19 protein-coding genes and 4 tRNA genes are annotated in these 16,625 nt (G+C 71.8%); 15 read left to right on the top strand and 8 right to left on the bottom strand.

Features of this window, described 5'->3' with window-relative positions:
- The first annotated feature begins 1 nt into the window (after position 1).
- The 5 genes from ACFYXU_RS04885 (at position 2) to ACFYXU_RS04865 (ending at position 4,953) form a co-directional block, all read left to right on the top strand.
- Positions 2-1,555 (top strand): NuoM family protein, encoded by a 1,554-nt coding sequence (locus ACFYXU_RS04885; RefSeq protein ID WP_389456739.1) that lies wholly within the window; start codon positions 2-4, stop codon positions 1,553-1,555.
- Positions 1,552-3,054 (top strand): NADH-quinone oxidoreductase subunit N, encoded by a 1,503-nt coding sequence (locus tag ACFYXU_RS04880; RefSeq protein WP_389456495.1) that lies wholly within the window; start codon positions 1,552-1,554, stop codon positions 3,052-3,054. Before ACFYXU_RS04885 ends, ACFYXU_RS04880 begins: the two co-directional genes overlap by 4 nt.
- Positions 3,055-3,083: 29 nt before the next feature.
- Complete coding sequence (gene mscL / locus ACFYXU_RS04875; RefSeq protein WP_329854492.1) at positions 3,084-3,539, top strand: large conductance mechanosensitive channel protein MscL; 456 nt, start codon at positions 3,084-3,086, stop codon at positions 3,537-3,539.
- Between the two features lie 155 nt (positions 3,540-3,694).
- Positions 3,695-4,558 (top strand): zinc metalloprotease HtpX, encoded by an 864-nt coding sequence (htpX, locus tag ACFYXU_RS04870; protein ID WP_329854490.1) that lies wholly within the window; start codon positions 3,695-3,697, stop codon positions 4,556-4,558.
- Complete coding sequence (locus ACFYXU_RS04865) at positions 4,555-4,953, top strand: YccF domain-containing protein (protein ID WP_329854488.1); 399 nt, start codon at positions 4,555-4,557, stop codon at positions 4,951-4,953. Before htpX ends, ACFYXU_RS04865 begins: the two co-directional genes overlap by 4 nt.
- Positions 4,954-5,482: 529 nt before the next feature.
- On the opposite strand, the gene ACFYXU_RS04860 is transcribed toward ACFYXU_RS04865, so the two are convergent.
- The 3 genes from ACFYXU_RS04860 to ACFYXU_RS04850 all read right to left on the bottom strand — a co-directional run bounded on the left by ACFYXU_RS04860 (position 5,483) and on the right by ACFYXU_RS04850 (position 7,215).
- Positions 5,483-6,112 (bottom strand): alpha-ketoglutarate-dependent dioxygenase AlkB family protein, encoded by a 630-nt coding sequence (locus tag ACFYXU_RS04860; RefSeq protein WP_384560969.1) that lies wholly within the window; start codon positions 6,110-6,112, stop codon positions 5,483-5,485.
- Entirely contained in the window at positions 6,109-6,606 is a 498-nt protein-coding gene (locus ACFYXU_RS04855) for a methylated-DNA--[protein]-cysteine S-methyltransferase (protein ID WP_389456493.1), read from the bottom strand. Before ACFYXU_RS04855 ends, ACFYXU_RS04860 begins: the two co-directional genes overlap by 4 nt.
- 117 nt (positions 6,607-6,723) lie before the next feature.
- Positions 6,724-7,215: a YajQ family cyclic di-GMP-binding protein gene (locus tag ACFYXU_RS04850; protein ID WP_329854483.1), complete on the bottom strand. Its 492-nt coding sequence runs from the start codon at positions 7,213-7,215 to the stop codon at positions 6,724-6,726.
- A gap of 195 nt (positions 7,216-7,410) precedes the next feature.
- Here ACFYXU_RS04850 and ACFYXU_RS04845 point away from each other — a divergent pair.
- Positions 7,411-7,492: transfer RNA gene (locus ACFYXU_RS04845), tRNA-Tyr, on the top strand.
- 59 nt (positions 7,493-7,551) lie between these two features.
- Here the strand turns inward: ACFYXU_RS04845 and ACFYXU_RS04840 are convergent.
- Together ACFYXU_RS04840 and ACFYXU_RS04835 are read right to left on the bottom strand one after the other, a co-directional pair.
- Positions 7,552-8,208 carry an NAD(P)H-binding protein gene (locus ACFYXU_RS04840; RefSeq protein WP_376507467.1) on the bottom strand — a complete coding sequence of 219 codons (657 nt, stop codon included), beginning with the start codon at positions 8,206-8,208 and terminating at the stop codon, positions 7,552-7,554.
- A 2-nt stretch (positions 8,209-8,210) separates the two neighbouring features.
- Positions 8,211-9,491 (bottom strand): amidohydrolase family protein, encoded by a 1,281-nt coding sequence (locus ACFYXU_RS04835; RefSeq protein ID WP_376507468.1) that lies wholly within the window; start codon positions 9,489-9,491, stop codon positions 8,211-8,213.
- Between the two features lie 205 nt (positions 9,492-9,696).
- Between ACFYXU_RS04835 and ACFYXU_RS04830 the strand changes: the two genes are divergently transcribed.
- From ACFYXU_RS04830 to ACFYXU_RS04805, 6 genes are all read left to right on the top strand, one after another.
- A tRNA-Thr gene (locus ACFYXU_RS04830) sits at positions 9,697-9,769 on the top strand.
- Positions 9,770-9,813: 44 nt separating this feature from the next.
- Positions 9,814-9,886, top strand: a tRNA-Met gene (locus tag ACFYXU_RS04825).
- Positions 9,887-9,974: 88 nt separating this feature from the next.
- Positions 9,975-10,139, top strand: coding sequence for a 50S ribosomal protein L33 (gene rpmG / locus ACFYXU_RS04820; protein WP_003956487.1), 165 nt, complete (start codon positions 9,975-9,977; stop codon positions 10,137-10,139).
- 105 nt (positions 10,140-10,244) lie between these two features.
- Positions 10,245-10,697 carry a MaoC family dehydratase N-terminal domain-containing protein gene (locus tag ACFYXU_RS04815; RefSeq protein ID WP_389456491.1) on the top strand — a complete coding sequence of 151 codons (453 nt, stop codon included), beginning with the start codon at positions 10,245-10,247 and terminating at the stop codon, positions 10,695-10,697.
- A 2-nt stretch (positions 10,698-10,699) separates the two neighbouring features.
- Positions 10,700-11,128 (top strand): MaoC family dehydratase, encoded by a 429-nt coding sequence (locus ACFYXU_RS04810; protein ID WP_389456489.1) that lies wholly within the window; start codon positions 10,700-10,702, stop codon positions 11,126-11,128.
- A 54-nt stretch (positions 11,129-11,182) separates the two neighbouring features.
- Positions 11,183-12,241 (top strand): UDP-N-acetylmuramate dehydrogenase, encoded by a 1,059-nt coding sequence (locus tag ACFYXU_RS04805; RefSeq protein ID WP_384825388.1) that lies wholly within the window; start codon positions 11,183-11,185, stop codon positions 12,239-12,241.
- An 11-nt stretch (positions 12,242-12,252) separates the two neighbouring features.
- Here ACFYXU_RS04805 and ACFYXU_RS04800 read toward each other — a convergent pair whose 3' ends face one another.
- Positions 12,253-12,885, bottom strand: a complete 633-nt coding sequence (locus ACFYXU_RS04800) for an NAD(P)-dependent oxidoreductase (RefSeq protein WP_389456487.1) — start codon at positions 12,883-12,885, stop codon at positions 12,253-12,255.
- Between the two features lie 87 nt (positions 12,886-12,972).
- Here ACFYXU_RS04800 and ACFYXU_RS04795 point away from each other — a divergent pair, with 87 nt between their 5' ends.
- Positions 12,973-13,569 (top strand): TetR/AcrR family transcriptional regulator, encoded by a 597-nt coding sequence (locus ACFYXU_RS04795; RefSeq protein WP_376507472.1) that lies wholly within the window; start codon positions 12,973-12,975, stop codon positions 13,567-13,569.
- Here ACFYXU_RS04795 and ACFYXU_RS04790 read toward each other — a convergent pair.
- Together ACFYXU_RS04790 and ACFYXU_RS04785 are read right to left on the bottom strand one after the other, a co-directional pair.
- Positions 13,562-14,578: an adenosine deaminase gene (locus tag ACFYXU_RS04790; RefSeq protein ID WP_329854472.1), complete on the bottom strand. Its 1,017-nt coding sequence runs from the start codon at positions 14,576-14,578 to the stop codon at positions 13,562-13,564. The two genes, ACFYXU_RS04795 and ACFYXU_RS04790, sit on opposite strands and share 8 nt — an antisense overlap.
- A gap of 119 nt (positions 14,579-14,697) precedes the next feature.
- Positions 14,698-15,924, bottom strand: coding sequence for a pyridoxal phosphate-dependent aminotransferase (locus tag ACFYXU_RS04785; protein ID WP_329854471.1), 1,227 nt, complete (start codon positions 15,922-15,924; stop codon positions 14,698-14,700).
- Between the two features lie 205 nt (positions 15,925-16,129).
- Between ACFYXU_RS04785 and ACFYXU_RS04780 the strand changes: the two genes are divergently transcribed.
- Both ACFYXU_RS04780 and secE read left to right on the top strand, forming a co-directional pair.
- Positions 16,130-16,202: transfer RNA gene (locus tag ACFYXU_RS04780), tRNA-Trp, on the top strand.
- Between the two features lie 104 nt (positions 16,203-16,306).
- Positions 16,307-16,594 carry a preprotein translocase subunit SecE gene (secE, locus tag ACFYXU_RS04775; RefSeq protein ID WP_329854469.1) on the top strand — a complete coding sequence of 96 codons (288 nt, stop codon included), beginning with the start codon at positions 16,307-16,309 and terminating at the stop codon, positions 16,592-16,594.
- Positions 16,595-16,625 lie beyond the last annotated feature (31 nt).

Genomic DNA, 16,625 nt, shown 5'->3' with positions numbered 1-16,625 from the left:
GATGCAGTTCCTCCTGGCGGCGATCGTCGCCGGCCCGCTCCTCGGCGCCGTCGCCGCCCTCCTGCCCGCCCCGCCCGGACTGAAGGGGAAGTCACCCGACCAGGCCGTGCTCCGCCACGGCGTCACCGTCACCGGCGTCATCCTGCTCGCCGCGATCGTCCTCGCCCTCGGCTTCGACCACGACCACCCGTCGAGGATGCAGGCCACGACGGACATCAGCTGGATCAGGGCACTCGACGTGCGGATCCACCTCGGTGTCGACGGCATCTCCCTCCCCCTCCTGGTCCTGACCGCGCTGCTGACCTTCCTCTGCGCGCTGTACAGCTACTTCAAGATGCCGTCCGGGCCCTCCCCCAAGGCCTTCGTCGCGCTCCTCCTCGTCCTGGAGTCCGGCACCCTCGCCACCTTCGCCGTCCTCGACCTGGTCCTGTTCTTCCTGGCCTTCGAGACGGTCCTCATCCCGATGTACTTCCTGATCGCCCGCTGGGGCGGTGCGGGCAGGCGCGCCGCCGCCTGGAAGTTCATCCTCTACACGCTGCTCGGCTCCGTCGTCATGCTGCTCGGCCTGCTCCTCATCGGCGTGAAGGCGGGCACGTTCGACATGGTGGCACTCGCCACTGACAACGGCCGTGGACTGACCACGTCGGTGCAGGTCATCGCCGTCCTCGCGATCGGTCTCGGGCTCGCGGTGAAGACCCCGATGTGGCCGCTCCACAGCTGGCTCCCGGACGCCCACACCGCGGCCCCGACCGTCGGCTCCGTCCTCCTCGCCGGCGTCCTCCTGAAGATGGGCACGTACGGCTTCGTGCGGATCGTCCTGCCGATCGCCCCCGACGGCATGCGGACCTTCGCCCCGTACCTCGCGGCCTTCGCCGTCGCCGGGATCATCTACGGATCGCTGGCCTGCCTCGCCCTCGTGCGCCCCGGCAGCAAGGGCGACCTCAAGCGCCTCATCGCCTACTCCTCCGTCGGCCACATGGGCTTCGTGCTCCTCGGCATCGCCACCATGACGCCCACCGGCGTCAACGGCGCCCTCTTCGCCAACATCGCCCACGGCCTCGTCACCGGCCTGCTGTTCTTCCTGGTCGGCGCCGTCAAGGACCGCTACGGCACCGCCGACCTCGACACCCTCGCCGGAGCCACCGGCGCCGCCCTCTACGGCCGCGCGCCGCGCCTCGGCGCGCTCCTCGCCTTCGCCGCCGTCGCCTCCCTCGGGCTGCCCGGCCTCGCCGGCTTCTGGGGCGAGATGCTCGCCCTCTTCGGCGCCTTCGCACCGGCCGAGGGCCTCAGCCGCCCCGCCTTCCTCACCTTCATGGCGATCGGCGCCTTCGGCACCCTCCTCACCGCCGCCTACCTCCTCCTCGTCGTCCGCCGCGTCTGCATGGGCGGCCCCCGGCCGGCGGGGGAGACGGCGATCGCCGACGTCCAGGGGTACGAGTTCGCCGCCTGGACCCCCCTCGTCGCCCTCACCGTCCTCGCCGGACTCTGGCCCGCCGTCCTCCTCGGCCTCACCGACCCGGCCGTCCAGCAGCTCCTCGCGGGAGGACCCCGATGACGTCCCTCGTCCAGTCCGTCGACTGGCTCACGATCGCGCCCCCCACCCTCACGGCCGTGGTCGCCCTCGTCGTCCTCGTCGCCGACCTCTTCGTGCCCCAGGAGCGCAAGCGGCTCCTCGGCTGGACCGCGATCGCCGGCCTCACCGCCGCCCTCGCCCTCCTGCTGCCGCTGCGGGCCGGCGACCGCTCCACCTTCTGCCTCACCGCCAAGGCCCAGGCCGAGGCCCACGCGGACGCGTGCAGCTACACCGCCGACCACTTCACCCTCGTCATCCAGCTGCTCGTGCTCGCCGGAGCGCTGGTCACCGCGCTCCTCTCGCTCGACGAGACCCGCGAGAGGCTCCCGGCCGGCGAGTACTGGTTCCTGCTGCTGTCCTCCGCGGCCGGCGCCGCCCTGCTGCCCGCCTCCCGCGACCTCGCCACCCTCGTCGTCGCCCTCGAAGTGGCCTCGCTGCCCGCCTTCGCGCTCGTCGGCCTCAAGCGCGGCGACCGGATGTCCGGCGAGGCCGCCCTCAAGTTCTTCCTCTCCTCCGTCACCGCGACCGCCGTCACCCTGCTCGGCGCCAGCTTCGTGTACGCGGCCACCGGCACCCTCCACCTCACGGAGATCGCCCAGCGACTCGACGACGTCCCCGGGCAGCTCCAGACGCTCGCCGAGGCCGGAGTCGCCCTCACCCTCGTCGGCTTCGCCTTCAAGACGGCCGCCGTCCCCTTCCACTTCTGGGTGCCCGACACCTACGCCGGCGCCCCGCTGCCCGTCGCCGCCTACCTCTCCGTCGTCGGCAAGGCCGTCGGCTTCACTGGCCTCATCCTGGTGACCGTCGTCGCCTTCCCGTCGTACGCGGACGTGTGGGGCCCGGCGCTCGCCGTGCTCGCCGCGCTCACCATGACCGCCGGGAACGTCGCGGCGCTCCGCCAGGTGTCCACGCGCGCGGGGAGCGCGGTACGGCTGCTCGCCTGGTCCTCCGTCGCCCAGGCCGGCTACCTCCTGGTGCCGATCGCGGCCGCCGCGTACTCCGGCGACGACCAGGTCGGCGCCACCGTCGCGTACGCCCTGATGTACGCCGTGGTGAACCTCGGCGCCTTCGCGGTCGTCGCGCTCGTCGCCCGCACCTGCCCCGAGAACCGCCTCTCGGACTACCGGGGCCTGTACGCCACCGCCCCCGCGGCAGCCCTCACATTGGGGTTCTTCCTCCTGAATCTGGCCGGTTTGCCCCCGGGTATCATCGGCCTCTTCGCCAAGGTGACCGTCTTCTCGGCGGCCGTCGACGCGGGCCTCGGGTGGCTGGCCGTGATCATGGGCGTCAACGTCGTGATCGCGCTGTACTACTACCTGCGCTGGACGGCCCAGCTCTTCCGCGCGCCGGAGGGCGTGCCCGTCCCGCACAAGGCTCCCGCGCCGCTCACCCTGGCGATCGCGCTGACCGCCGCCGCCGGTGTCGTGCTGTCGGGCTACCCGCAGTTCGCCCTCCGGTTCGCGGCGGCGACGCTGTTCTGATCCCCTAGAGAAACGAGGAGCAACACCCCGTGCTGAACGGATTCAAGGACTTCATACTCCGTGGCAACGTCGTCTCGCTGGCCATCGGTCTGGCCGTCGGCTCCGCGTTCACGGCCGTCGTCACCGGCTTCAGCAAGGCGTTCATCACCCCCCTCATCGGTCTGGCGACCGGCTCGGTCGGCGACTTCAGCGAGGCCAGCTTCTCCGTCAGGGGAACGCAGTTCCCGTACGGCCTGGCCATCGCCGCCGTCATAGCGTTCGTCATCACGGCCGCCGTCCTCTACTTCCTGATCGTCCTCCCCATGACGAAGATCCAGGCGAGGTTCGCCAAGGAGGAGGCCGCCGACCCGAAGGCCGAGAAGCGCGACTGCCCCCGCTGCTTCACCGAGATCCCGGCCATCGCCACCCGCTGCGCCCACTGCACCAGCGAGGTCGAGCCCACCGCCGCCCCGCTCGTCAGGGAGAAGGTCCCGGCCGCGCGCTGATCACCCGTACGGCCCGCACCGCACCCCCAGCGAGCCTGGGAACCCGAACCTCCCGCCTGGCGTTGACCAGTACGGGAGGGTCCACTGGACGAGTGGACCACCAGGAACACCACGAGGAAAAGGGTTCCCCTGCCGCACCACTTGGAGGGCGTACCGTGCACCGCCGGCACAACGGGCTGAGGACCGCGGTCCTCCTCGGAGGGCTCTCGGCCCTCATCATCGTCATCGGCAGCTTCTTCGGGCGTACGGGGCTGATCGTCGCGCTGGTCGTGGCGCTCGGCACCAACGCGTACGCCTACTGGAACAGCGACAAGCTGGCCCTGCGGGCCATGCGGGCCCGCCCGGTGAGCGAGTTCGAGGCCCCCGCGCTGTACCGGATGGTGCGCGAGCTCTCCACCCAGGCGCGGCAGCCCATGCCCCGGCTCTACATCTCGCCGACGCAGGCGCCCAACGCCTTCGCGACCGGCCGCAACCCGCGCAACGCCGCCGTCTGCTGCACCGAGGGGATCCTCGCGATCCTCGACGAGCGGGAGCTGCGCGGGGTCATCGGCCACGAGCTGAGCCATGTCTACAACCGGGACATCCTCATCTCCTCGGTCGCCGGAGCCCTCGCCTCCGTGATCATGTTCCTGGTCAACTTCGCCTGGCTGATCCCGGTCGGCCGGTCCAACGACGACGAGGGCCCCGGCCTCCTCGGCTACCTGCTGATCCTGATCCTGGGCCCGATCGCCGCCTCCGTCATCCAGCTCGCGATCTCCCGCTCCCGGGAGTACGAGGCCGACGCCTCCGGCGCCCAGCTCACCGGGGACCCGCTGGCCCTGGCCAGCGCCCTGCGGAAGCTGGAGGCCGGGACGAAGCAGCTGCCGCTGCCGCCCGAGCCGAAGATCGAGACCGCGAGCCACATGATGATCGCGAACCCGTTCCGGCCCGGACAGGGCCTCTCCAAGATGTTCTCCACCCACCCGCCGATGGCCGAGCGGATCGCCCGGCTCGAACAGATGGCAGGTCGACGCCCGTGAAGACGATCCTCAACGTCATTTGGCTGGTCCTGTGCGGGTTCTGGATGTTCCTCGGCTACATGGCCGCGGGCGTCCTGCTCTGCATCACGATCATCGGCATCCCCTTCGGACTCGCCGCGTTCCGCATCGGGATCTACGCGCTCTGGCCCTTCGGGCACACGGTCGTCGACCGGCGCGACGCCGGAGCACCGTCCTGCGTCGGCAACGTGCTGTGGCTGCTCCTGGCGGGCTGGTGGCTCGCCCTGGGGCACATCACCACGGGGATCGCCCTGTGCATCACGATCATCGGCATCCCGCTGGGCATCGCGAACTTCAAGATGATCCCGGTGTCGCTGCTCCCCCTGGGCAAGGAAATCGTCCCGTCGGACCAGGCGTACGGGTACACCCCGAACTGACCCCACGCGCCGGGACCGCGCCCGCTGCCGCCCGTTGCGGGTGCCTCCTCCGCTGCCTGCGTGGGCCCCGTGCGCCCGCGCCGGGCCGGGGCCTTAGCCCCCCGCCCGTGTGGGCCGCCGCCCGCGCCCGTGAGGGCGCTCGCCCGCTGCCCGTGTGGGCAATCGTCCCGCTGGGCGGGACGGGTGGGCACACGGGACGGCGCCCTCTCGCGGCGCCTCCGCGTCCTGCGCCCTGACCCGCACCGCCCAGTGACCGTGTACGGGGGTGCGGGTTCAGGCTCAGGGGCCTCTGGCGCCGGCAAGGGCGCCGTTCCGTTGTGCCCACCCGTTCCGCCCCTTGCGGAACGCCTGCCCACAACGGGGCGGAACGCCTGCCCACAACGGGGTCGCCGGGTGGGCCGCAGGCCCGGGCACGTGGCGATCCCCACGTACCCCGCACATGCAAAGAACCGCCTGCCCCCGCTCCGCCCCCAGGTGCGTCCCGACGGTCAGCGCCACCGCCGCGCACCCCGGCCCCCCGCACCGCACGTCACCCCCCGAGGCCCGTCTCCCTGAGCGTGATGTTCAGGCGTCCCACCAGGCCCAGCGCGGGCTCCGCCGTGTCGGGGAACACCTTGGGGACGCCGTGGTGGACCCAGCGGGACGCACCGCCGAAGACGAAGAGGTCGCCGGAGGCCAGGTCGACGTCCTGGTACGGACGGCCGCGGTTCTCCTCGTTCCCGAAGCGGAAGACGCAACGGTCCCCGAGGCTCAGCGACACCACCGGCGCACCGGAGCGCTCCTCCCGGTCCTGGTGCATGCCCATCCGCGCCCCCGGCGCGTAGAAGTTCACGAGCGCCGTGTCGGGCGTGAAGCCCCCGTGGTCCCCGTACGCCTCGACGAGCGCCTCGCGGCCCAGCTCGACCAGCCGGTCGGGCACGGGGACCCCGACGGTGTCGAGGTAGCGGTACGGCACCCAGGGCCGGCCCAGGCACAGCGACCGCACGGACATCACGCCCCCGCCGGGCAGCACCGTCTGCCGGTACGGGACGGGCCCGCGCCCCCACGCGCGGCAGGCGTCCACCAGCTCGCGCTGGAGCGCGAAGGGGAGCCACCCGGGCACGTGCACCGCCCCGGGCGCCACCGTGACCCGCTCGCGGGGGAAGAGCCCCTCGCTCACACGTGGGCCCCTTCCAGGCCGAGGAGCCGCTCCTTGCGGTCGAGCCCGGCGGCGTACCCGCGCAGGTTCCCGTCGGCTCCGATCACCCGGTGACAGGGCCGCACGACGAGCAGCGGGTTCCGCCCGATCGCGGTGCCCACCGCCCGGACCCCGGCGCCGGCCGAGCCGACCCGGCGGGCGATCTCCCCGTACGAGACGGTCGTCCCGTACGGGATCTCCTCCAGGGCCCGCCAGACGCGCCGCTGGAAGTCGGTCCCGGTGTCGGCGGCGAGCGGCAGGTCGAACCGGTCGCGCCGCCCGGCGAAGTACTCGTCCAGCTGCCGGGCGGCCTCGGCGAACGCCCCGGGCGCGGGCGTCCAGCCGTCCTCGACCTCGACGGCGCCCTTCTGCCCCGGCAGGGACAGCGAGCGCAGCACCGCCCGGCCCCCCGCGGCGAGCTGCCCGACGAGCAGCATCTCGCCCAGGGGGCCGTCGACGTACGCGTACACGGTCATGACTGGTTCCTCTCCCCGCACGGGTCTTCCCGGAACCCAGTGTGCGGGGACCGCCGAGCCCGGGGCTGGCGGTATTCGGACACGGCCCTCATGACCGCCGACGGGTCCGCTCCGGGGTCAGCGGTAGTTCACGAACTGGAGCGCGAAGTCGAAGTCCTTGCCCTTGAGCAGCGCCTGCACGGCCTGAAGGTCGTCACGGCTCTTCGAGCTGACACGCAGCTCGTCGCCCTGGACCTGGGCCTTGACGCCCTTGGGGCCCTCGTCGCGGATGGTCTTCGCGACCTTCTTGGCGTTCTCCTGGGAGATGCCCTCCTCGACGGAGGCGAAGAGCTTGTACTCCTTGCCGGACAGCTGCGGCTCGCCCTCGACCTTCAGGCACTTGAGCGAGATCCCGCGCTTGACCAGCTTGGTCTGGAAGATGTCGAGGATCGCCTTGACGCGCTCGTCGCCGCTCGCCTGCATGAGGATCTTCTCGCCCGACCACTCGATCTTGGCGTTGGTTCCCTTGAAGTCGTAGCGCTGGGAGATCTCCTTCACGGCCTGGTTGAGGGCGTTGTCGACCTCCTGCCGCTCGACCTTGGACACGATGTCGAAACTGGAGTCGGCCATGACTCGTGGCTCCTTGCTCGGATGCTGTGGGGTAACCCCCAAAGCCTAGGGGGTGAGCCACGGCCCGAACCGCTGATCAGCCGTCGATCGGACGCCGATCAATCCGGTGGCGAACCACCCCCGGGGATCGGGTATTGTTTACGTCGTTGCCGGGGAACACCGCAGAAAAGCGGGAATCCAGGGCAGCGAACCCATGGCGATGTGCCCGAGTGGCCAATGGGAGCGGACTGTAAATCCGTCGGCTTAGCCTACCCAGGTTCGAATCCTGGCGTCGCCACGTGAAGAAGGTCCCCGGTGCTCGCACCGGGGACCTTCACTCGTTTCCGGGCGCCGGCGTCAGTTGCCGGCCACGTCCTTCACCGCCACCGAGAGCGGGACCGAGCCGGCGATCAGTTCCAGCGTCAGGCCGGCGGTCGCCGGGGTCTCCAGGAGCTCGGCCAGGACCGCGGCCACGTCGTCCCGGGGGATCGGCCCCCGGCCCGTGCGGGACTCCAGGCGGATCAGGCCCTTGCCCGCGTCGTTCGTCAGCGCGCCGGGCCGCAGGATCGTCCAGTCCAGGGCCGTCCGCGAGCGGACCTCGTCGTCGGCCGCGCCCTTCGCGCGCAGGTAGGCGTCGAAGATCTCGTCGCCCGGGTGGTCGGCGTCCGCCCCCATCGAGGAGACGACGACATAGCGGCGCACGCCCGCGCGCTCCGCCGCGTCGGCGAAGAGCACCGCCGCCGCCCGGTCCACCGAGTCCTTCCGGTCGGCTCCGCTGCCCGGGCCCGCGCCCGCCGCGAAGACGGCCGCGTCCGCGCCCTGCAACACCGCGGCGACCATCTCGACCGACGCCGACTCCAGGTCCAGGACGACGGGCTCGGCGCCCGCCTCCCGCAGGTCCGCGCCCTGCTCCGGTCTGCGGATGATCCCCGCGACCTCGTGCCCGCCCGCCGAGAGCAGCCTCTCCAGGCGCAGGGCGATCTGTCCGTGTCCTCCAGCGATGACGATGCGCATACTCACGACCGTACGACGGGACCGGCCGGAGGGCTCCCCGGCTCGGGCGGACGCTCCGGGCGCGCCTGGCGCGGCAGGTCCAGCGCCGCCGCCGAGTCGCAGTACTCCCGCACCGCGCTCGTCCGCGCCACCACCCGCCCCCGGTGCACCACGATCCGGCTGTACGCCAGGGACAGCACGCCCGCCAGGCGTTCGCCGCGCACCGCGAGCAGCTCCGCCGGGAAGCCGGCCTCCACCCGCACCTCCGGAAGACCCATCACCGCCCGCGCCTCCGCGCCCACCGCCCCGTACGCCTCCCGGGGCGGCAGCCCGCCGAGCGAGGCCAGCAGGTAGGCCGCCTCCAGCGGATCCCCGCGGCCCACCGGATTGGCCACGTCCCGCAGGGCCCCGCCGCCCGCCGCGACCCGCACCCCGGCCGCGCGCAGCAGCCGCACCGGCGCCGCCCCGCGCGACTCCACGCCGCCGCAGCCGCCCTGCGGGAGGCAGACCACCGTCACCCCGGCCGCCGCGAGCCCGTCCGCCGCCCGGCGTGCCGCGTCGGCGGGCAGCCGGGCGAGCCCGGCGCACGGGCCGATCGTGACCCCGGGCCGCAGCCCGCCGGCCATCGCCGCGAGCCGGGCGAGCCGGGCCGGGTCGTCGCCCTCGGTGTGCAGGTCGACCGGGACGCCGTGCTCGGCCGCGAGGTCGAGCACCGCCTCGACGTACCCCGCAGGGTCCGGGTCGAGGTCCGGGCAGCCGCCGACCACCCCGGCGCCCATCTTCACCGCGTCCCGCAGCATCGCGAGCCCGTCCGCGCCCGCGACGCCGGTGAGCAGCCGGGGCACCGCCACGGCCGTCAGGTCGGCGAGCCCGCGCAGCGAGCGGCGGGCCTGGAGCACCGCTTCGAGCGGGCCGAGTCCGTGCACGTCGCCGATGCGCACATGGGCGCGCAGGGCCGTCGCGCCGTGGCCGAGCTGGAGCAGCGCCGCCTCGGTGGCCCGCCGCTGCACGTCCTCGGGGGCGTACGAGACGGGTCCGGGGGTGTCGGCGGTGAGCGCGGTGTCGGCGTGGGCGTGGGGTTCGGCGGCGGCGGGCAGCAGCAGGTAGCCGGTGAGGTCGACCCGCGCGCCGGCGGCGGTGAGACTGCCCGCGGTGCCGACGGCCTCGATCCGGCCGCCGACGAGCCGCACGTCGACGGTCCGTCCGTCGGTGAGGCGCGCGTGGGAGAGCAGGAGCGAGGCCGAGTCGGCGGTGGTGGCGGCCCCGTCCTCGGGCGGCTGGGGCTGCTTGCTGTCGGCGGACATCGGCTCCTCACGGCTCCTCAGGATCAAGATCACGCAGCGTGGGGCCGAGCCTAGGGGCGCCCGGAGCGAGCTTCCGGGAGGAGCGCAATAGTCGTACCGATGAGGGCACGAGTGGCGTACGGGACGCCTGGTGAGGGCCCCCGTGAGCCCTCGGGGAAACGGATTTGGGTGATGGGCCGGAGACCGTGTAATGTCTTCCTCGCTCGCCCCAATAGCTCAGTCGGTAGAGCGTCTCCATGGTAAGGAGAAGGTCTACGGTTCGATTCCGTATTGGGGCTCTGGTGAGAAGGATCCCGTCTTCGGACGGGTTCCAGATCATCAAAGCGGTGTAGCTCAGTCGGTAGAGCAAGCGGCTCATAATCGCTGTGTCACCGGTTCAAGTCCGGTCACCGCTACAGACAGTAGCCGATTGTGGGGTCGGTCCTTCGATCGGCTACTCTTCTATGCGTTCATCCGTCCATCCGTCCGTCAAGGAGCACTCACGTGGCTGCCACCGACGTCCGCCCGAAGATCACGCTGGCCTGCGTGGAGTGCAAGGAGCGGAACTACATCACCAAGAAGAACCGGCGTAACAACCCGGACCGTCTTGAGATGAAGAAGCACTGCCCTCGCTGCAACTCGCACACTGCGCACCGCGAGACGCGCTAACCAGGCTCGTACACGAGGCCGTCCCCACTCGGGGGCGGCCTCGTGTCGTTTGTATCGGCACCGTCCGCACCAACGGGAACACATTCAGCAGGAGGTATCGAGTCCATGGCGCTCGACCAGTCCTTCGTGGGCCGGACCTATCCGCCCACCGCGCCCTACGAGGTCGGCCGCGAGAAGATCCGCGAGTTCGCCGAGGCCATCGGTGACGCCAATCCCGCGTACACCGACACCGAGGCGGCCAAGGCGCTGGGGCATTCCGAGGTGATCGCCCCGCCGACCTTCGTGTTCGCCATCACCTTCAAGGCGGCCGGCGCCGTCATCGAGGACCCCCAACTGGGCCTCGACTACAGCCGCGTCGTCCACGGCGACCAGAAGTTCTCCTACACCCGGCCCGTCCGCGCCGGGGACCGGCTCTCGGTCACCTCCACCATCGAGGCGATCAAGTCCCTGGCCGGCAACGACATCCTGGACATCCGCGGCGAGGTCCACGACGCCTCCGACGAGCACGTCGTCACCGCCTGGACGAAGCTCGTCTCCCGCGCACCCGAGGGGGCCTGACCATGACCGCGAAGATCGCCTACGACGAGGTCGAGGTCGGCACCGAGCTGCCCGCGCAGACCTTCACCGTGACCCGCGCCACGCTCGTGCAGTACGCCGGTGCCTCCGGGGACTTCAACCCGATCCACTGGAACGAGAAGTTCGCGGTCGAGGTCGGCCTCCCGGACGTCATCGCCCACGGCATGTTCACCATGGCCGAGGCGGTCCGCGTCGTCACCGACTGGGCCGGCGACCCCGCCGCCGTCGTCGAGTACGGCGTCCGCTTCACCAAGCCGGTCGTCGTCCCGAACGACGGGACCGGCGCGCTGATCGAGGTCTCCGCCAAGGTCGCGGCCAAGCTGGAGGACCAGCGGGTGCGGGTCGACATCACGGCGACGAGCGCCGGACAGAAGGTCCTGGGCCAGTCCCGGGCCGTGGTCCGCCTCGCCTGAGCCCGGGAGGGTGCTTGCCCGTCGTGCGTGCGGCGGGTAAGTACCCTTGGGCCCGTGCAGCTCCTCAACGACGCCCCCCTCGCGCCCCTGACCACCTTCCGGCTCGGCGGTCCCGCCGCCCGGCTCGTCACGGCCACCACCGACGACGAGGTCGTCGCGGCGATCCGCGAGGCGGACCGCACCGCCACCCCGCTGCTCGTCATCGGCGGCGGATCCAACCTGGTCATCGGGGACAAGGGCTTCGACGGGACCGCGCTGCGCGTCGCCACCACGGGCTTCGCCCTCGACGGGAACCGGCTGGAGGTCGCCGCCGGCGAGGTCTGGACCGATGTCGTCGCCCGGACCGTCGAGGCCGGGCTCGCCGGGATCGAATGCCTGGCCGGCATCCCCGGCTCGGCGGGCGCGACCCCCATCCAGAACGTCGGCGCCTACGGGCAGGACGTCTCCGCCACGATCACCGAGGTCGTCGCCTACGACCGGCGCACCGAGGAGACCGTCACCCTCACGAACGCCGAGTGCGCCTTCTCGTACCGGCACAGCCTCTTCAAGGACCGGCCCGACCGGTACGTGGTGCTGCGGGTCCGCTTCGAGCTGGAGGACGCGGACGGCATGTCCGCCCCGCTCAAGTACCCCGAGACCGCTCGCGCCCTCGGCGTGGAGGCGGGGGACCGGGTGCCGCTCGCCGCCGCCCGCGAGACGGTGCTGCGGCTGCGGGCCGGCAAGGGCATGGTCCTCGACCCGGAGGACCACGACACCTGGTCCGCCGGCTCCTTCTTCACCAACCCGATCCTCACGGCGGGGGAGTACGCGGCCTTCCTCGCGCGCGTGGGGGAGCGGCTCGGCCCGGACGTCACCCCGCCGGCCTTCCCCGCGGGCGAGGACGGCGCCGTGAAGACCTCGGCGGCCTGGCTGATCGACAAGGCCGGCTTCACCAAGGGGTACGGCTCCGGTCCCGCGCGGATCTCCACCAAGCACACCCTCGCCCTCACCAACCGCGGCACGGCGACCACCGAGGACCTCCTCGCGCTGGCCCGCGAGGTCGTCGCCGGAGTACGGGACGCCTTCGGGATCACCCTCGTCAACGAGCCCGTCACGGTGGGCGTGGAGCTCTAGGGCGGACACCCCTAGTACGCGACGCCCACGCCCTGCCGGACCGTCGCCGGGTCGTCGATCATCGCCAGCATCGCGTGCGCCACGTCCGCGCGGGCCAGGGAGCGGCCCCGGGGCGGGGTCCCGCCGACGACCTTCCGGTACTGCCCGGTGCCCGGTCCGTCCGTCAGCTTCGGCGGGCGTACGGAGGTCCAGTCGGCTTCGCTCGCGGCGAGGTCGGACTCCATGACCCGCAGATCGGCGTAGACGTCCTTCAGGACCGCGCCGACCACCGAGAGGACCGCCCGGTCGACGAGGCCCTGGCCCTCCGGGACCGGGCCCAGCGGGGCCGCGCTGACCACCAGGAGGCGGCGCGTCCGCTCGGCCGCCATGGCGGTGAGCACCGAGCGGGTCAGCGGGGCGGTCACGCCCGCGTCCGCCCGGGTGCGGGCCCCGAGGCCCGAGAGGACCGCGTCCCGGCCCGCGACGGCCGGGCGCAGGGCCTCCGGGTCGGTCAGGTCGGCCCGCAGGACCGTCAGGCGCGCGCCGGTCGCCGTGAGCCGCGCCGGATCCCGCACCACCGCCGTCACCTCGTGTCCGGAGGCCAGTGCCTGCCGGACGACCTCCCGGCCGATGCCGCCGGTCGCGCCGAAGACTGTGAGCTTCATGTCGCACCCTCCCCGGGTGGGTAAGTATTCACTCACCTCCAGGGTGAGTGGATACTCACTCTGACGTCAAGCGTGGCTGGAGGATGCATGGAACAGAGGCCGACCCGGACCCGGATCGTCGACGCCGCCCGCGACCTCATGCGGACGGTGGGGCTCGCCCGCACCACCACCAAGGAGATCGCCAGGGCGGCCGGCTGCTCGGAGGCCGCGCTCTACAAGTACTTCAGCAGCAAGGAAGAGCTCTTCCTGACCGTCCTGAACGAGCGGCTGCCCCAGCTCGGCGGACTGCTCGGCACGCTCGCCCACGACCCCGGCGGCCGCACCGTCGAGGAGAACCTCGTCGAGGTCGCCCGGCAGGCCGCGCTCTTCTACGAGCAGACCTTCCCGATCGTCGCCTCCCTGTACGCGGAGCCCCAGCTCAAACGGCGCCACGAGGAGGCCATGCGCACGTACGGCATGGGCCCCCACAAGCCCATCGAGGGCCTCGCCGCCTACCTCCGCGCCGAGCAGCGGCACGGGCGCATCGGACCCGACGCCGACCCGGTCGCCGCCGCGTCCCTGCTCCTCGGGGCCTGCGTGCAGCGCTCGTTCGCCTGGGAGACGACCCCCGACCGCAGGCCGCCGGACTCCCTCGACGACTTCGCCCGCGCACTCGCCCGCACCCTGCTCCGGGGCATCAGCTGAGCCAGTCGTCGATCCCCGCGAGCAGCTTCGCCCGCACGCCCTCGGGCGCCGCCGAACCCCGCACCGACTGACGGGCCAGCTCTGCCAGCTCCGCGTCCGTGAACCCGTGGTACCGGCGGGCGATCTCGTACTGCGCCGCGAGCCGCGAGCCGAACAGCAGCGGGTCGTCCGCGCCCAGCGCCATCGGCACCCCGGCCTCGAAGAGCGTCCGCAGCGGCACGTCCTCGTGCCTCTCGTACACCCCGAGAGCCACGTTGGACGCCGGGCACACCTCGCAGGTCACGCCCCGCTCCGCGAGCTTCCGCAGCAGCCGGGGGTCCTCCGCCGCCCGCACCCCGTGGCCGACCCGCGCCGCCCGCAGATCGTCCAGGCAGTCCCGGACGGACGAGGGCCCCGTCAGCTCGCCGCCGTGCGGGGCCGCGAGCAGACCGCCGTCGCGCGCGATCGCGAAGGCCCGGTCGAAGTCCCGGGCCATGCCCCGCCGCTCGTCGTTGGAGAGCCCGAAGCCGACCACCCCCCGGTCCGCGAAGCGCACCGCGAGCCGCGCCAGCGTCCGCGCCTCCAGCGGATGCTTCATCCGGTTCGCCGCGACCAGCACCCGCATCCCGAGCCCGGTCTCCCGCGAGGCCGCGTCGACCGCGTCGAGGATGACCTCCAGGGCCGGGATCAGGCCACCGAGGTGCGGGGCGTACGAGGTCGGGTCGACCTGGATCTCCAGCCACCCCGAGCCGTCCCTGACGTCCTCCTCGGCCGCCTCCCGGACGAGCCGCTGGATGTCCTCGGGGGAGCGCAGGCAGGAGCGGGCGAGGTCGTAGAGCCGCTGGAAGCGGAACCAGCCGCGCTCGTCGGTCGCCCGCAGCCGGGGAGGCGTACCGCTCTTGAGCGCCTCCGGGAGGTGCACGCCGTACTTGTCGGCCAGTTCGAGCAGCGTCGTGGGCCGCATCGAACCGGTGAAGTGCAGGTGCAGGTGGGCCTTGGGCAACAGGGTGAGATCGCGTACGTGCTCCATTGGCCGATACTGCCGCACTCGAACGGACGAATGCAGTCCCTTTCCCCGATCGGGACCTTGCTAGAACGCAAAAACGGGCCCCCGGTTCCGGAGAACCGGGGGCCCGTCAGTCAGGAGGATCAGTCCGTCGCCTCGGCGAGCAGCTTCTGGATCCGGGACACGCCCTCCACCAGGTCCTCGTCACCGAGGGCGTACGACAGGCGTAGGTAGCCCGGGGTGCCGAAGGCCTCGCCCGGCACGACCGCGACCTCGGCCTCGTCCAGGATCAGGGCGGCCAGCTCGACCGAGGTCTGCGGGCGCTTGCCGCGGATCTCCTTGCCGAGCAGGCCCTTCACCGACGGGTACGCGTAGAACGCGCCCTCCGGCGTGGGGCAGTAGAGGCCCTCGATCTCGTTCAGCATGCGCACGATCGTCTGCCGGCGGCGGTCGAAGGCGGTGCGCATCTCGGCGACCGCGTCCAGGCTCCCGGAGACGGCGGCGAGCGCGGCGACCTGCGCCACGTTGCTCACGTTGGACGTGGCGTGCGACTGGAGGTTCGTCGCGGCCTTGACGACGTCCTTCGGGCCGACGATCCACCCGACGCGCCAGCCCGTCATCGCGTACGTCTTCGCCACGCCGTTCACCACGATGCACTTGTCGCGCAGCTCGGGCACGATCGCCGGCAGCGAGGTGAACTTCGCGTCGCCGTAGACCAGGTGCTCGTAGATCTCGTCCGTCAGCACCCACAGGCCGTGCTCGACGGCCCAGCGGCCGATCGCCTCGGCGTCCGCCTCGCTGTACACCGCGCCGGTCGGGTTCGAGGGCGACACGAAGAGGACGACCTTGGTCCGCTCCGTGCGGGCCGCCTCCAGCTGCTCCACGGACACCCGGTATCCGGTGGTCTCGTCGGCGACGACCTCCACCGGGACGCCGCCCGCGAGACGGATCGACTCGGGGTACGTCGTCCAGTACGGCGCCGGGACGATGACCTCGTCGCCCGGGTCGAGGATCGCGGCGAAGGCCTCGTAGATCGCCTGCTTGCCGCCGTTGGTCACCAGGACCTGGGAGGCGTCGACCTCGTAGCCGGAGTCGCGCAGCGTCTTGGCGGCGATCGCGGCCTTCAGCTCGGGCAGGCCGCCGGCCGGCGTGTAGCGGTGGTACTTCGGGTTCTTGCAGGCCTCGACGGCCGCGTCGACGATGTAGTCCGGGGTCGGGAAGTCGGGCTCACCCGCGCCGAAACCGATCACCGGGCGCCCGGCGGCCTTGAGGGCCTTGGCCTTGGCGTCGACGGCGAGGGTGGCGGACTCGGAGATCGCACCGATCCGGGCGGAGACCCGACGCTCGGTGGGAGGGGTAGCAGCGCTCATGCGGCCATGGTCCCAGACCGCCTCGGAGCCCGGCACACAGGTTTCACGGAGCGGACAGGAACGGTCAATCCCGGTCGTACGCGCTTCCGACGGCAGGTCGGCGTGCTTTCTGTTCGACGTAGGGGCCCATGACCACGTATGCTCACTCCTCGTTGGCCCGCACCGACCGCATCTCAGGATGCGGTACGTTGGGGGACACCGACAAAGGGTCGTAGCTCAATTGGTAGAGCACCGGTCTCCAAAACCGGCGGTTGGGGGTTCAAGTCCCTCCGGCCCTGCTACACACACCGCCAGGTGTTGTGCGCATGTACGTACTTCATTGCACCGCCGTGCGGCTCCATCCCGGGCGCGGCACGGCCGACCCGGAATCAGGTGAGAGATCGTGACGGACGCCGTAGGCTCCATCGACATGCCTGATGCCGACGACGAGACCGCAGAGTCGAAGAAGAAGTCCCGCAAGGGCGGGAAGCGCGGAAAGAAGGGCCCTCTGGGCCGTCTCGCGCTCTTCTACCGCCAGATCATCGCCGAGCTCCGCAAGGTCGTCTGGCCCACGCGCAGCCAGCTGTCGACGTACACCACCGTGGTGATTGTCTTCGTCGTCATCATGATCGGCCTTGTCACCGTGATTGACTATGGCTTCCAGGAAGCAGTCAAGTACGTCTTCGGCTGACTTTTTGTTCCACCCATCTGTATCGCAGGAA

Source organism: Streptomyces sp. NPDC002232 (assembly GCF_042890295.1).
Lineage (GTDB): Bacteria > Actinomycetota > Actinomycetes > Streptomycetales > Streptomycetaceae > Streptomyces.
Note: the sequence above shows the minus strand (reverse complement) of the source record. Positions and strands in the feature narration are given on the sequence as shown.